General features: G+C 69.2%; 13 protein-coding genes, 1 tRNA gene and 1 other RNA gene. 5 read left to right on the top strand and 10 right to left on the bottom strand.

The window, feature by feature from the left end:
* Positions 1-75: 75 nt before the first annotated feature.
* Positions 76-249: a CsbD family protein gene (locus AC5Y2S_RS03250; protein ID WP_499905169.1), complete on the bottom strand. Its 174-nt coding sequence runs from the start codon at positions 247-249 to the stop codon at positions 76-78.
* Positions 250-512: 263 nt separating this feature from the next.
* Here AC5Y2S_RS03250 and lipL point away from each other — a divergent pair, with 263 nt between their 5' ends.
* On the top strand, positions 513-1,802 hold the full coding sequence (gene lipL, locus AC5Y2S_RS03245; RefSeq protein WP_499954359.1) for an esterase/beta-lactamase LipL: 1,290 nt from the start codon (positions 513-515) through the stop codon (positions 1,800-1,802).
* Between the two features lie 4 nt (positions 1,803-1,806).
* On the opposite strand, the gene AC5Y2S_RS03240 is transcribed toward lipL, so the two are convergent.
* The 4 genes from AC5Y2S_RS03240 to AC5Y2S_RS03225 all read right to left on the bottom strand — a co-directional run bounded on the left by AC5Y2S_RS03240 (position 1,807) and on the right by AC5Y2S_RS03225 (position 7,678).
* Positions 1,807-3,951: a PPE family protein gene (locus AC5Y2S_RS03240; RefSeq protein WP_499953740.1), complete on the bottom strand. Its 2,145-nt coding sequence runs from the start codon at positions 3,949-3,951 to the stop codon at positions 1,807-1,809.
* Positions 3,952-4,120: 169 nt separating this feature from the next.
* Positions 4,121-5,176, bottom strand: a complete 1,056-nt coding sequence (locus tag AC5Y2S_RS03235; RefSeq protein WP_499953739.1) for an NAD(P)H-dependent amine dehydrogenase family protein — start codon at positions 5,174-5,176, stop codon at positions 4,121-4,123.
* Between the two features lie 37 nt (positions 5,177-5,213).
* Positions 5,214-6,359: a hypothetical protein gene (locus AC5Y2S_RS03230; RefSeq protein WP_499953738.1), complete on the bottom strand. Its 1,146-nt coding sequence runs from the start codon at positions 6,357-6,359 to the stop codon at positions 5,214-5,216.
* Positions 6,356-7,678: a hypothetical protein gene (locus AC5Y2S_RS03225; protein WP_499953737.1), complete on the bottom strand. Its 1,323-nt coding sequence runs from the start codon at positions 7,676-7,678 to the stop codon at positions 6,356-6,358. Before AC5Y2S_RS03225 ends, AC5Y2S_RS03230 begins: the two co-directional genes overlap by 4 nt.
* A 44-nt stretch (positions 7,679-7,722) precedes the next feature.
* Between AC5Y2S_RS03225 and AC5Y2S_RS03220 the strand changes: the two genes are divergently transcribed.
* The gene (locus AC5Y2S_RS03220) at positions 7,723-8,076 is read left to right on the top strand and encodes a hypothetical protein (protein ID WP_499953735.1); all 354 of its coding nucleotides are present in this window, start codon (positions 7,723-7,725) and stop codon (positions 8,074-8,076) included.
* Between the two features lie 3 nt (positions 8,077-8,079).
* On the opposite strand, the gene AC5Y2S_RS03215 is transcribed toward AC5Y2S_RS03220, so the two are convergent.
* The 3 genes from AC5Y2S_RS03215 to AC5Y2S_RS03205 all read right to left on the bottom strand — a co-directional run bounded on the left by AC5Y2S_RS03215 (position 8,080) and on the right by AC5Y2S_RS03205 (position 11,761).
* Complete coding sequence (locus tag AC5Y2S_RS03215; RefSeq protein WP_499953734.1) at positions 8,080-9,426, bottom strand: CHAT domain-containing protein; 1,347 nt, start codon at positions 9,424-9,426, stop codon at positions 8,080-8,082.
* The gene (locus AC5Y2S_RS03210) at positions 9,423-11,159 is read right to left on the bottom strand and encodes a hypothetical protein (RefSeq protein ID WP_499953733.1); all 1,737 of its coding nucleotides are present in this window, start codon (positions 11,157-11,159) and stop codon (positions 9,423-9,425) included. The genes AC5Y2S_RS03215 and AC5Y2S_RS03210 overlap by 4 nt, the downstream gene beginning before the upstream one ends.
* A 95-nt stretch (positions 11,160-11,254) precedes the next feature.
* A complete protein-coding gene (locus tag AC5Y2S_RS03205) occupies positions 11,255-11,761 on the bottom strand; it encodes a lipoprotein LpqH (protein WP_499954357.1) in 507 nt (168 codons plus the stop codon).
* Positions 11,762-11,880: 119 nt separating this feature from the next.
* Here AC5Y2S_RS03205 and AC5Y2S_RS03200 point away from each other — a divergent pair, with 119 nt between their 5' ends.
* Both AC5Y2S_RS03200 and AC5Y2S_RS03195 read left to right on the top strand, forming a co-directional pair.
* Positions 11,881-12,255 (top strand): hypothetical protein, encoded by a 375-nt coding sequence (locus AC5Y2S_RS03200; protein ID WP_499953731.1) that lies wholly within the window; start codon positions 11,881-11,883, stop codon positions 12,253-12,255.
* On the top strand, positions 12,252-12,992 hold the full coding sequence (locus tag AC5Y2S_RS03195; RefSeq protein WP_499953730.1) for an enoyl-CoA hydratase/isomerase family protein: 741 nt from the start codon (positions 12,252-12,254) through the stop codon (positions 12,990-12,992). Before AC5Y2S_RS03200 ends, AC5Y2S_RS03195 begins: the two co-directional genes overlap by 4 nt.
* Positions 12,993-13,011: 19 nt before the next feature.
* On the opposite strand, the gene lucA is transcribed toward AC5Y2S_RS03195, so the two are convergent.
* Positions 13,012-13,800 carry a lipid uptake coordinator LucA gene (gene lucA / locus AC5Y2S_RS03190; RefSeq protein ID WP_499953729.1) on the bottom strand — a complete coding sequence of 263 codons (789 nt, stop codon included), beginning with the start codon at positions 13,798-13,800 and terminating at the stop codon, positions 13,012-13,014.
* Positions 13,801-13,902: 102 nt separating this feature from the next.
* Positions 13,903-13,991: transfer RNA gene (locus tag AC5Y2S_RS03185), tRNA-Ser, on the bottom strand.
* Positions 13,992-14,057: 66 nt separating this feature from the next.
* Between AC5Y2S_RS03185 and ffs the strand changes: the two genes are divergently transcribed.
* Positions 14,058-14,154: signal recognition particle sRNA small type (gene ffs / locus AC5Y2S_RS03180), an RNA gene on the top strand.
* Positions 14,155-14,230: the final 76 nt, after the last annotated feature.

Genomic DNA, 14,230 nt, shown 5'->3' with positions numbered 1-14,230 from the left:
TTCGTCTCATCGGTGTCCTCTACCTGTCATTCGACGCCACGAAGGCCGTGGATTGCCAGACCGGTCGGCGATCGATTACCTCTTGAAGGCGTCCTTCACCTTCTCGCCGGCGTCCTTCAGGCTCGACTTCGCCCGATCGGCCCGGCCTTCGTCGCGGGTCTGGTCGTCCCCGGTGGCCCGGCCAATGGCTTCCTTGGCCCGGCCGCCCAGGTCCTCGATCTTGTTCTTTGCCTTGTCTGTAGCGCTCATGGGATTGTGGCTACCCCGCGGCAGGCCATATCGAAACCGCAGGTCGTCCCGCCTGTCATCATGGACGTTGTGGGGACCGCAGTGGTGGTGGCGATCGTGGCCACACTCATGTTGTTGGGCATCGGCATGGTGGTCAATCAGCTTTTTCGGCTCAGGAAGTGGTTGAACACCCCACACCCGGACCAACCGCCAGGCGAACAACCCCACCACCCCCCGGATTGAGCTGTTTCGGCGCTTTTGCCGGCTGATAGCTTGATGCCGTGATGGCATCGCGCCGCGGATCGACCCTGCTGGTGACCGACGACGGCTTGCCGCGCGGCGTGTCCGGTGCCGCCGACCCCCATTTCGCGAACGTGGTCGGGCTGTTCTCGCGGCTGTTCCCCGGCCGCCGCTTCGGCGGCGGGGCGCTGGCCGTCTACATCGACGGCGTGCCCGTCGTCGACGTCTGGACGGGCTGGTCGGACCGGGCCGGCACCGAGCGCTGGACCGCCGACACGGGCGCGATGGTGTTCTCGGCAACCAAGGGCGTCGCGTCGACCGTGATCCACCGACTGGCCGATCGGGGCCTGTTGTCCTACGACGATCCGGTCGCCGAATACTGGCCCGAATTCGCGGCCAACGGGAAGGCCGACATCACGGTCCGCGACGTCCTGCGGCATCGATCGGGGTTGTCGCACCTGCGCGGCGTCACCAAGACGGAGCTGATGGACCACGCGCTCATGGAGGAACGACTGGCCGCCGCGCCCGTCGATCATCTGCGCGGCGTGCAGGCCTACCACGCGCTGACCTACGGCTGGCTGCTCTCCGGCCTGGCCCGGGCGGTGACCGGCAAGGGCATGCGAGAGCTGATCCGCCAGGAAGTCGCGCGCCCGCTCAACACCGACGGCCTGCACCTGGGCCGCCCGCCCGAAGGGGCGCCGACCAAGGCGGCCCAGATCCTGATACCGCAGGGCAGGCTGCGCGCCCCGGTGTTCAACTTCATCGCACCGAAGCTGGCCGGCCTGCCGTTCTCCGGTGCCCTGGGCGCGATGTATTTCCCCGGCGTCATATCCCTCATCAAGGGGGACACCGGATTCCTGGACGGCGAGGTGCCGGCGGCCAACGGCGTGGTGACCGGCCGCGGGTTGGCCAAGATGTACGCCGCGCTGGCCAATGGCGGCCGGATGGACGGCAAGAAATATCTGTCCGAGGAGTTGGCGGGTGGCCTGGCGGGGCAGGCGCGACGCAAGTGGCCGGACGCAAACATGGTGGTGCCCATGCCTTTTCACCTGGGCTACCACGAGTCTCCGGTGCCCGGCCTGCTCAAGGGTTTCGGCCACGTGGGTCTGGGCGGAACCCTCGGCTGGGCCGACCCCGAATCCGGCAGCGCCTTCGGGTTCGTCCACAACCGGCTCTTGACGCCGTTGCTGTTCGACATGGGATCCTTTGCGGGACTGGCCAGCCCGCTGCGCAACGCCATCGAGGCCGCCCGCCATCAGGGTCCGCTCGAGGTGCCGGCGCTCGGCGCGGCGTACAAGGCCGCGAGGCGTCGGGTCATCGCGTCCAGCGGTTAGGCGCTCAGAAACCGAAGAAGCCGGACTGGTTGGCCGTCATGTTGAACGCGCCCGAGCTCAAGAACGCGCCGACCATGTTCGCCAGGCCGGTGCTGAACGTGGCGCCGGAGTTGAAGAAGCCGGTGTCGAAGGACGCATTATTCATGTTCCCGATGCCCACGTTGAAGTCGCCCGGACCCGAGTTGAAGAAGCCGACGTCAAAGCCACCGCCCGAGTTCATAAAACCGATCGAGGGGTTACTTCCCGAGTTGAGGAAGCCCACGTCGCCGTTGGCGCTACCCGAATTCATGAAGCCCGAAGTGAAGCCGCCCGAACCCGAATTGAAGAAACCCGAGCTCAAGCCGCCGGAGGTGCTGTTGAAGAAGCCCGAGTTGTCCGTGCCGGTGTTGCCGAAGCCCGAGTTGCTAACGACCCCGGACAGATTGGCTGCGCTGCCGACACCCGTAGTGAGCGTTCCCGAATTGAACATGCCCGTATTGACCAAACCCGAATTCCCGTAGCCGGTGTTGAAGTCGCCCCCGTTGCCGTCGCCCGTGTTGTCGACCCCGGCATCGAAGTTGCCGGTGTTACCGACGCCCGAGTTGAACATGCCCATGTTCTCCGAGCCGGAGTTCCCCATGCCGGCGTTCAGGGCGCCCGCGTTGCCAACGCCGAAGTTGTTTTGGCCGGAGTTGCCGATGCCCAGGTTGTTACCGGTGAACGTGTTCGCGCCCGAGTTGCCGAACCCCATGTCGAGACCGCCCGCGTTCCCGATGCCGGTGTCGACGTGACCCGAGTTGAACAGGCCGGTGTCGGTGACACCCGAGTTGCCGATGCCGAAGTTTCCGTCGCCGGAGTTGAAGAAGCCGACGTTGTTGGTGCCCGAGTTGAACAGGCCGATGTTGCCGCTGCCGGAGTTCAGGCCGCCGAAGTTGAACTGGTTGGTCGCGGTGTTGAAATAGGTGTTCCCGACGCCGATCTCGTTGTTGCCGGTGAGCCCGAAGCCGACGTTGTTGTTCCCCGTGTTCCCGGCGCCGATGTTGCCGTTGCCCGCGGTGCCGCCGGGGCCCGAGTTCCCGAAGCCGATGTTGTTGCTGCCGAAGTTGCCGAACCCATAGTTGGCGTTGCCGTTGTTCCCACTGCCGTAGTTCTGGTTCCCCAGGTTGCCGTTGCCGTAGTTGCCGTTGCCGTTGTTGCCGCTGCCGAAGTTGCCGGCCCCGGTGTTTCCGCTCCCGAAGTTTTGGTTGCCGAAGTTGCCGCTGCCCAGGTTGAGGTTGCCGGTGTTTCCGCTGCCGAGGTTTTGGTTGCCGAAATTGCCACCGCCCAGGTTGAGGTTGCCGACGTTGCCGCTGCCTAGGTTGGTGTCGCCGAGGTTGCCGTTGCCGAGGTTGGTGTTCCCGGTGTTGCCGCCGCCCAGGTTGTTGCTGCCGATGTTGCCGAGGCCGAGGTTGAACCCCGGGGCGGCCGCGGCCCCAGCCGCGCCCACGGTGCTGGTGAGCGTGCGGACGCTGCCGTCGACCTTGCTGGCCGCGGCGTTGCGAAGGATCTGCACGTTGCGCACCGACCCGTCACACGCCGACCTGACGGCGGCGACCATGGGATTGTCGGATACGGCGACCGCCGCCGCCTGGGTGGCCGCGGCGGGCAGGCTCTGCAGGAGCTGCGGGAGCGACGCCAACTGCGCGGCCGCCGCCGACGCCCCGCCGTGATAGCCGACCATCGCGGCCACGTCGGCGGCCCACATCTGTTCGTATTGGCCCTCGACCGCGGCGATCGCTGGGGCGTTGAAGCCCAACAGATTTGAGCGGATCAGCTGCACCAGCTGGTTGCGGTTGGCGGCGACGAGCACGGGATGCACCGTGGACGCCAGCGCGGATTCGAACGCGCTTGCCACCGCCTTGGCCTGTGCGGACGCATTCTGCGCCTGGGTCGCCGCCGCGTTCAACCATCCCGAATAGGGAACCGCGGCGGCCACCATCGCCGCCGATGCCGGGCCCTGCCACGCCTGGCCCGCCAGGCCGTTGGTCACCGCCGAGAAAGAGTCGGCCGCCGACCCCAACTCAGCGGCCAGCCCGTCCCACGCGGTCGCCGCGGCCAACATTGGACCCGATCCAGCGCCGCTGAATATCAGCGAGGAATTGATCTCCGGGGGGAATATCGAAAAGTTCATCGCCGCAGTCCCTTTCAGGGCAGGGAGCTGCGCGAGGTGCGCGCTATGCCCACCTCACAGCGCCCGCCCCCGCAGCGGAACGAGGGAGACTATACGAGCAGACCGTTCGAATGTGGTGGTTTTCGCCAATTCGATCCAAACTCAAATCCTGCGTGGGCCTTTCGCCCGATTACACCTTGGCGAAGCCCCTGGGAAGCGTCAGCGGCAGATCGGTGTAGGTGACGATGCCCGGCGGGGCGGCGACGACCGCCGGGATCGCGTTGATGACGGGCAGCGCCGTCATGATGTGCCCGAGCGCCATGAAGTCGGCGATCGTCTCGGCCTGGAAGTACGGGGGCGGTAGGAAGCCGACTTTGGTTGTCACCGTTGGCTGCCCGTCGATCTGGATGACCCAGCCGTCCTGGTCGATCTTCCAGTCGGGCTCGAGTGTCTGTCCCTTGCGCCACCGGACGTTGAGGTCGATCAGCGTCTTGTCGCCGACGACGCCGCGCCAGCTGATGTAGACGCCCGCGACGCATCCGGCCGGAATCGTCCAGGACGCCATCTCGAGATCGGCTGTGGTCTGGGCGAATTCGGCCACGCAGCGCACCTCGTTGAGCTCGACGCCGAGCGCGTCGGCCACCAGCCGCACGGCCTCGCCGAAAATGGCTGTCCCCTTCTCCGCCATCTCCGCCAACTCCGGGTGGTCGATCGGCTGGCCGAAGCCGACCGGCCTCTCGGTGTCGGGCGAGTCGTAGAACGTGGTGTCCGCCGCCTCGATGACCGAGACCTTGTCGATCCGGTTGCACACCATCGCCGAGACGATGGCCAATAGCTCGGCGAAGCCCGGGCTGACCCCGGAGCCGAACATCGTCGAGCCGCCCTTCTGGCAGGCCTCGACGATCCGGTCGCGGCCCTCGCCCAGGTTGGCTCCGGTGATGAACGACGCCGTCGTCACCACATTGACGCCGGCGGACAGGATGCGGACCAGTTCGTCGACGTTGATCCACATGGGGTTGTAGACGACGCAGTCGGGTTTCAGGGCGAGCAGCGCGTCGACGTCGTTGGTGGCGCTCACGCCCAGCGGCGCGATGCCGACGAGTTCACCGGCGTCGCGACCGACCTTGTCTTGCGACCAGGCGTAGCAGCCCACGAGTTCGAGCATGGGATTGTCGGCGATCGACTGCAGCGAGCTCTTGCCGACGTTTCCGGTGTTCCACTGGACGACCCGATAGTTGTTTGGCACTCGCTCAGCATAGGGACTGGCGGGGCCGCCGAGAAGCTCAGTAGTCGGATTCGCCGGCCAGGATCTCCGCCAGGAACGCGTCGTGCGGCGGCCGGTCCAGCCGGGCCCTGGCCCACCGGCGAACCCGCTCCCGGGTCTCGCGGGCCTCCGACACCTGGGCGCCGACGGTCACCGACGTGGCCGACCAATCGTGGTCCCAGGCGGCCGCCTCCGTCACCGGGCGCTGGTCGCCGTCGACGAGCGGCAGGACCGCGCCGCCGTGGGCGTCCAGGGCGCCGCTGTCGCTGACGTCCCCGGACCGCAGTCGCACCGCGATGCCGGTGGCCGGGTCCGGGCCGATGACGGCGGCCCGCACGACGGCGACCACCGCCGCGTCGGCCATCTGGACGGTCCAGTCGACCGTTTGCTCGCCCGCGTCGAAGATTCCGGGCGGAACCGCGCCCCAGCCGATGGACGCGACGCCGCGGGCGATCGGGACCGCGCCGCGCGGAGCCGCGTCGGCGCCGGCGGCCAGCGCGTAGTCGTCGCGGCGCCCGCTACCGACGCTGAGCTCCGTGCCCGGATCGTCCAGCGCCGCATACAGTTCCGGCCAGCCGTCGCCGTCCACACCGACCTCCTCGGCCAGCCCGGCGGCGGCCCGCACCAAATCGCGGATCCGCGGGTCGCCGTCGCGCAGGTGTGCGAGCAGGGCGGGGCCGTGCGGTGCCAGCAGCCCCACCACGTCGGAATCGAGCGTGTCGTCGGTGAAGAAACCCTGCGCGCCCGAGGTCAGCAGCGCGACCTCGACGTCGAGCAGCGCACGATCGAGGCCGGCGATGCCGTCGAGGCGACTGGCCGGCCACCACCGCCGCAGCCAATGCCCGATGGCGAGCCGTCGCAGCGGATCGACCGAGCCCGGCACGATGTCGACCCCGGCGAGCTCGATGGCGTGCGAGTCGTCGTCCGCGCCGTCGAGTGCGGCCGCAAGGGCGACGTGCCCGGATTCGCCCAGCACACGCCAAAGCCAGTCGGCGCGTGACAAGTCGGTGAAGGTGATCCGAGCCTCCGACGGCGCTGCGTCGCCGGTTGGTTCGTCGATCGTCCACGACAGCACGCCGCCGCTGACCTCCAGCACCGCGGCCAGCGGCGAATCGGCGGTGGCGGGACCGGTGCTCCACAGTCCGGAATCGGCGACCAATCTCATCCGGCCACCTGCAATTCCAGCATCGCCTTGATGCGTTGCCGATGGTCCAGGCTCACCGACCGCGCGACGCCCTCCAGCAGCGAGCGCACCTCGTCGACGTCGTCGCACGGCTCCTGCCAGACGTCGCGCCCGTGCAGCCGCGCCCACAGCCGGCTCAGGTACGGCTGGGCGTACGCGGCGAGGTCATCGACCACCTGCCGCTGGCGCGGGTGGATCGGGCCGCCCTCGGCGAGGTAGCGCCGGGCGTGCAGCACGTAGGCCTCCTTGCGCAGCCGCGCCTGGATCTGGGCCGCCAGCGCGTAGCGGCTGGAGACGGAGGGGTCGAGCGGCGCCAGCTCGACGGCGACCTCGATGCCGGCCACCAGGGTCGCCTGTTTGTCCTCGGACAGCAGCCCCCAGGGCGCCGCGGCCCGATCCACCTCCTCCTCGCACAGCAGCGGGATGTCGGGCAGCGCGTCGCGGTCCAGCGCGCGCCGCAGCGTCGCGCGTACCCGGTCGACCACGGTGCGATCCAGCGGGCGATCGCTGTCGGGACCGGCCGCGATCGGTGGTTGCCGTTGTGGCTGAACCGAACTCAGGCCCAACCCGACGATCGACCACGGCAGCTCGGCGGCCTCGACGCGGGCCAGGGCGCCCAGGTTGTACGGCGTGGCGTCGGCGATCACGGCCGACCAGACCCGCTCCCGCGCCGCCGCGGCCCGGTGGCTGTTGGCCGGCCCCAGCACCGTGCCGAGCTCGGCGAAAAACGCCCCGGTCCGGTCCGTTTCCGCGGGACGCACGTCGCGCCAGCTGCGGTCGAGCTGAGCGGCCAGCCCGGCCACCACGTCGGGGCTCGCCACGTACTGGTGCAGCACCTCGATCGCGGTGCGGTCGCGGCCCTGGTGAATGTCGCGCAGCACCGCGGCCGCCGTCTCGCTATCCTGCGGCGCCGGTGGGCCTTTCGTCACCGCCAGCTCGAAGCAGACCGGGAAGTATAGTTCCTGGGCGTTGCCGGTGCGGATGCGCTGCCTGCGGCGCTCGAGCTTGAGGGTATCGAACCACGCTGCGGCGGAACGCAGTTCGCGCGCGCTGCCGACGATGAGCTCGTGCATCGCCGCCGCGGTCTCCGGTGCGACGACGGGGGCCGAATACTGGGGATTGGATCGCAGCCGGAGCACCAGCGGGTCGATGATGCGCTTGACGGTCCGGCTCAAGGGTCCGCCGTCGTCGCTGCTGAGCACCTCGACGCCGGGGCCGATCGCGCGCCACGCCGCCTCGATCACCGACCGGCGCGGGTGGCCCACGGCGGCGACAGTCACGACCTGCGAATCCGCGCTCACCTGGACAGGATAGGGGCTTTTGAAAAATATCGGCAGCCGAAAAGTTGGGTTCGGTAGCCGCTTGGCCGTTAGAGCCTGGTGGCATGAACAAGCTGATCATGTTGCTGTTGGGGGCCCTCGGGCTCCGGTTCGCCCGGCGCCGGAACGCGGCGGGACCAACCGTCGGGGTCGGCACCGTGCGCACCGTAGGCGACGAGCGCCAGGTTTTCATCGAGGTGGTGGCCGTGTCCGGTGAGACGTTCATCGGAAAGTTGGCACACTGCGGCGACGACGCCGACGTGTCGATGCTTCGCCCCGGCCTGGTCGTGTTGGTGGCGTTCGATCCCGCTGCCCGCGAGGAGCTTTCGCTGCCCGACGACGTGATGGCCGTCAATGCGTCCTGGCTGGCGTCGATTTGATCGCTATCGCGCGCCGTCCACCGCGAAACTGACCATGGCGCCCCAATACAGCGGGCTGGCGGTGAGGACGCCGTCACGCCAGCGGCGCATCTGCGCGCGCTGCCAACGGTTGACCGCGCACCCCGCGTCGTCGCCGTCGTGCGCGTCGTCCACGGCGACAACGGCGTCGGCCATCGGGTCGCCGGATTCGTGGCCCGCGAACAGTCGATAGGCCGCGGAGGTGGGCAGCGACCACAACGTGGCGCTGACCAGCTGGGCGCCACCCAGCACCATCGCCGCCACCAGGCCGGTCGCCTCGTCAAATTGATAGTCCCCGCCGGATCCGCAGGCCAGCAGGGCGACCCGCGGGGGAAGCGGCAGTTGCAAGGAGATCACGTCCGACGCGGTCAGCGGGCGATGGTCGCCGATTGCCTCGGCGTCCCCGGGAATCTCGGCCGTACAGGCCAGGTGCAACGCCGCGCGGTCGGCTTGGCCGTGCGCCGAACTGGCGTGTCCGACGTACATGAGCCGGCTCGGGGATTGCGCCAGCTGCTTGGCCAGCCAGACGCGGTCGGCGTCCTGGCGGCGGAACAGTTCGACCGCGTCGTCGACGTCCGGCAGCACCGGCCGGCGCTTCATCAGCCCGGCGAAGTGTTGCGCCAGTGGGGTTTCCGCCGAGGGCCTGCCCAGCACCGAGCCGAGCGCGGAGTCCGGGCGCTGCCCGGGCACCCGGGGGTCGAGGACCAGCACCGGCGGCCCGTCCCGCCGGGCCTCCCACCCGGCCGGCGCCCGCGGCGAGTGCACGATGTTGGGCGGCACCGCCATCAGCACGTCGACCAGTTCCATCAGCCGGTGGCCATCGGTGCGGGCGTCGATATCGTCGAGCTGCCAGGGGATCTGGGCGGCCACCCGGCCGCTGGCGGTGATGGCGTCCTGGCGGGCCCGCACGAGTTCTTCCTTGCTCGGCCCCGATTTCGGCACCGCCAGCAGGCCCCACGGCACGCGCGCCAGCCGGGAGCTCGGCGAGACGAACAACACCGCGCGCGGGGTCGCCACGCACTCCGTCAACAGCTGCCAGCCGGACGCGCCGATTAGCAGCACACCCAGGATGTAGGCCATCGTCAGCTCGGTGTCCGGGGCCGCGAACGGCCCCGTCGTCAGCGCCCGCTCGATCGCGTCGCGGCGGCTCTCGGTGCCGCGCGGCTCGGGCAAGGCACCGACCAACTCCTGTAGGGCGGCCAGCAGGATCGGCTCCTCCACCACCCAGTTGACGGTCCGGGACGGCTGACCGACCACCCGCAAACTCGCGTACGTGACGATCCCGACGTCGGCGAACCGCAGAACCAGAGTCGGCCGGCCCGTATCGCTCATGGCCAAGTGGACCAGGCGGGTTCGCCGGCGGTGACCTCGCGGCCGTAGCGCTGCAGCGCCAGTTCGCGATAGTGGCTCATGATCGGAGCGGCGTCCGGCTGCATCTGCAGCGGCGGCAACGGGCCCAACCGCGTGAGCGAACGGCCACCGCCCGCCGGCGGGCCGGCCGCGGCCAGCGCCTGGCCGTCCTCGATGAGCACCGGTGGGGCCGCGGTGGACGCCCACTCACCGATCTTGGCGCGCTCCGGCTCCATGTCGAAAGTTCCTCGGGCGCTGTGATATTCGACCAGTTCGCTGATCAGCTCGGTGTTCTCCCATTCCCACGCGACGGCGAAGGCCCCGGCCAGGATGGGCGCCGAAACGCTGGTCGCCCAGCGCGATCTCGCGTCGCCGTCGGCGATCGAATACCGCACCGAGTCGACCGCGAGCGCGGCCGGCACCTTGAGCTCCGCCGCCTGTTCGAGCTTGCTCATCCCGCGCCAGTATTCCGGGGTGCCGATCTCGCCCTTGAGGATGCCGAGGCCCTCGGCCTGGCGCGCCTCGGTTTCCTCCAGCGTCTCGTCGGGGTCGCCCGAGCTGTCGAAGCCGAGGTCCGCCAACGCATCCGCGCGCCACACCGTGCCGAGGTGGTTGTCGAGCTGGGCGTACTGCAGCCAACTGCTGCGCGGCGACGAGTCGAGCAGTTCGCGCGCCTCGGCGATCAGTTCGACCGCGTCGGCGAACTTACTCCAGAAGATCGCGATCCAGCTGCGTTGCAACAGAATACGGTGTAGATACAGCGGCTTGCCGAGCTCGCGCCAGTGCCGCTCGGCCTGCTCCCAGCACTCGTCGGCCGCCTGCAGGGCACCGGATCCCAGCCGGGTGAATCCCATGTACAGCCAGCACCGGGCGACGTCGTGCGCCCGGTCGTAGCGCGCGATCACGGGGTATGCCTCCGAGACCAGTTTCTCGGTGCCGGCGTGATCGGCCGATGCCCAGCAGGCCGCCGCGCGTTCCAATTGTGTTCTGGCCGCTGCCAATTCCCAGCCGTTCGCCTGCGCGCGGGCTCCCGCGCGGCGCAGCCAGGGTTCCGCCTCGGCCAGTCGCCCCGTCTCGACGCAGAACCTGCCGTACTCGGTGGCCGCCGCGACCCGGAGATAGTCGCCGAACGGGCTGTCACCGCTCAGGCGGTCGGGGTCCTTTAGCACGGCGAGTATCTGCTCCCACAACGGAACCGACTGCACGTGCAGGTCGTCGTCGCAGAGCGCGCTCGCGCACAGCGTTTGCGCGCGCGTTACGAGGTAGCCGTGCTCGTCGGCGAGGTCGGCGAAATCGTTCGCGGGGTCCGCGGCCGCCAGCGCATCCAGCGCCGCGGCGGCGCCCTCGTGATCGCCGAGGGCCGCGGCCAGGCCCGTGTCCAGAAACTGCGCCCGCCGCGAGTACCGCACGATCATGTGCGCCACCTCGGCGTCGGACATCCGCACCCGTGCGGCGGCCTCCGGCATGGTGCCCGCGGCGATTCCCTCGTAGACGGCCAGGCAGTCGCGGATGCGCCGGATCGACTCGCGCACGCCGCCATTCGCTCCGCGCGCCAGGTAGATCTCACCGAGCTGTGCAAGGGCTTCCAGCATCAGATCGTCCCGGTCTTCCCGCTCGATCTGCGGTGTCAGCGACAGCAGCAGATCGCGCGCCCGGGTTTCGTCGGCGGCAAACGCCAACCGGCGGGCGTTCTCCAATTCGCCGGGGATCGACACGGCTGCATCATAAGTCCGCCGCCGTGGACGTGGCGAGGAACCGTAGCGGCGGGCGTGTGAGTGAAGGCACGCCCGCCGCCGCGGTGTTCGATCGATCAACCGCAAGTCACCTTGATGCTGAAGTCCTTGGTGATCATGCCGGCCATCGGGTTCTTCATGTCGGCGCCCTGCGCCTGGCCGGTGATGGTGTAGGTCTTGCCGTCCACCGCCACGTTGGCCGAGCCGACCTTCGCGCCCATGCCGTTGCTGACCGACAGGGCGTTGCCGTCGACGAAGAGCGCCAACGACTCGACCGACGGGGGGTTCGCGTCGGTCATCACCACGGCCAGCGCCTGCTGGGGCCCACTGGTGGTGCCGCTGCCGATGTCGATCTTGCCGCCGGTCCGGACGCAGGTCACCGCGGACGGGTTCAGGCCGGGCAGGTCGGTGCCACCCACCTTGACCTGCGCGTTGGTGCCGGTGCCGGTGGAGGCACTGGGCGCGGTGCTGGACGCCGGGCTGGCTGAGTGTCCGCCGCTCGAGCAGCCCACCAGCGCAGACGCGACACCGAGGGTTCCAATCGCTCCCACGAGAAGACGTTTCACTGCATTTCCTTCCTTCATGCGCCGCCCCAGTGGCGTCGTCATGGGCGCAAGTACAGACCTGCCGCGTTGCTACCGATCCCAATTTCGAAGCTCAGCCGGTAGGCTGCCTCGACACGGCCCACGAAGGGAGACGCGCAATGGCGAGCGTGAAATGGCTGGAACAGCCTGAGGCGCACGACTTCCCGGCGGCGGCCGACTACCTCGCCCTGCTCGCGGAGCCGGGCACCGCCAACCAGTTGGCCGAGAAACTCAAGGCCGGAGTCGTCAGCCACAAGAAGGCCAAAGACATCCTGCGGGCGGCGCGGCTGGGTCTGCTGCCCGACGACAACCCGCACGTCGCCGCCGACCTGTCCAAGATCAAGAAGGGGCAGGCGCTGTCCCCGATTCTGCTGGTGCGTGGCGACTTCACTTCGGGTATCCCGCTGCAGATCGCCGACGGCTACCACCGGGTGTGCGCGAGCTATCACACCGACGAGAACACCGACATCCCCGTCGTTATCGTTTCACCGTGATCGAGATCGAAGCCGCCGGCGCGGTCCAGGTACTGACCCTTTCGTCGGGGCGCGTCAACGCCCAGGACGTCGAGCTGCTGAAGGAGCTGACCGAGGCGCTCGGGCAGCTGCAGCATTCCGGCGGCGGCGCCCTCGTGGTCACCGGCGCCGGCCGCGCGTTCAGCGCCGGGGTCGACCTCAACCGGGTGGTGGAGGGCGGCGCCGGCTACACCGACCGGCTGATCCCGGCGCTGTCCGAGGCGTTCGAGGCGATGTTCTGCTACCCCGGCCCCACGGTGGCCGCGATCAACGGGGCCGCCATCGCGGGCGGGTGCGTGCTGGCCTGCGCCTGCGACCGCCGGCTGATCAGCCCCGAAGCGCAGATCGGGGCGTCCGAGGTCCGGGTCGGGGTGCCGTTTCCGGTCGCCGCGCTCGAGGTGATGCGCTACGCATGCGGCGATCGCGCCGAGGACGTGCTGCTCGGCGGCGGCGTCTACCGCGGCGACGAGGCCATCGCCAACGGGCTCGCCCACCGCGTCGTCGCCGACGACCTCGTCGGGGCGGCGGTGGCGGAAGCGTCCGACCTCGCCGGCATCGCGGCCGAGGCGTATCGCCACACGAAGGCCCAGTTGCGGGCCCCCACCCTGGCGCGGATGCGCGAGGGCGCCCTGGTCGACAGCGAGGTCCGACAGTTGTGGGGCGCCGCCGAGACGCAGCGGCGCCTCGCCGCCTACGTCGAGAGCCTGCGGCGCCGCTGAAGCTGACTTAGCAGGCGAATCACTCGTCGAGCGCGACGCCGCCGCGGGTGCGCCTGCGCCGCATCCGGTGCGAGCCCTTGCCGGTCGGGCGGCGGTTTTGCAAGCCGCCCCGGGGCTCCTCAGCGTCCTCGGCTTCCGCCGGCGCTTCCTCGGTGTCCTTGGTGTCCTCGCCGGCCTCGGCGGCCGATTCGGATTCGGCGATGGCCTCGACGGGCTCTTCTGCCGCTTCCGGCTCTTCGGCTTCGTCGGTGTCTTCGGCCTCTTCGGTCTCGTCGGCTTCGGCCTCGTCAGCCACTTCGTCGGCCTCGTCCGCCTTCTTGCGGCGCAGGCCCCGCTTCTTGGGCTCCTTGGCCTTCTTCGGCTTGATCGGTTTTGGCGGCGGCGGCGGCAACTCGGCGATGAACGACAGGTAGAAGGCGAAGATGCCGATGACGCCGATCGCGGCGGCGGCCCCGTAAATCGCGAACAACCACGGACCCGCGTGGTCCAGGCTGAGCCAGATCTCGCTGATCGCCGTCCCGATGATCAGCACACCGGACAGCACGTGGGCCACGATCGACCACAGCCTGATGGACAGCGCCAACTGCGGCGTCCCCAGCTCCGGCTTGCGGGTGCGCAACTGGGTGAACACCACGGGCAGCGCGGCCAGGGCGATCAGCACACCCGTCACGATCCGAAGCGTCGTCCCCACCGAATGCGTGGTGTCGCCCATCAGCTCAGGCCAGCGGGGCAGCACGAAAAAGAAGTAGAGGACGCCGGCAGCGACCGAAAACGACGCGTGCCACGGTATGGCGACCTTGCGCCCCATACGCCTCCTCATGCTGCGGGTGAGCCCAAGCCAGCCTAAAGGCCGGTCAAAGCGATTCCAAACAACCCCGTGCGTGGTCGCGCCTCGACCGAGGACGACCGGTGGCGGAGGATGCGGGATTTGAACCCGCGAGGGCTGTTAACCCAACCCGCGTTCCAGGCGAGCGCCATAGGCCACTAGGCGAATCCTCCGTGGGCCATGGTAACCGAGTGGCGCGCGGCCGCCGCCGGTTGCTTCCGGCCGGGTACTAGACTCGGCGGAGGACCCCGCGCGGCGTCTATCCTGTGAACTCCCCCAGGGCCGGAAGGCAGCAAGGGTCAATGGGCTCTGTCGGGTGCGCGGGGTCCCCTATGTAGATAGGTGGCGACCCGCTGCAACCGGCTTTGCCGCGTTTGCGATCGCCACGTGACCCACCCCCGGTCGGACCGCG

Source organism: Mycobacterium sp. NGS69, assembly GCF_059812165.1.
The sequence above is the reverse complement of the archived record's forward strand: the minus strand, read 5'-3'. Positions and strand labels throughout refer to the sequence as shown.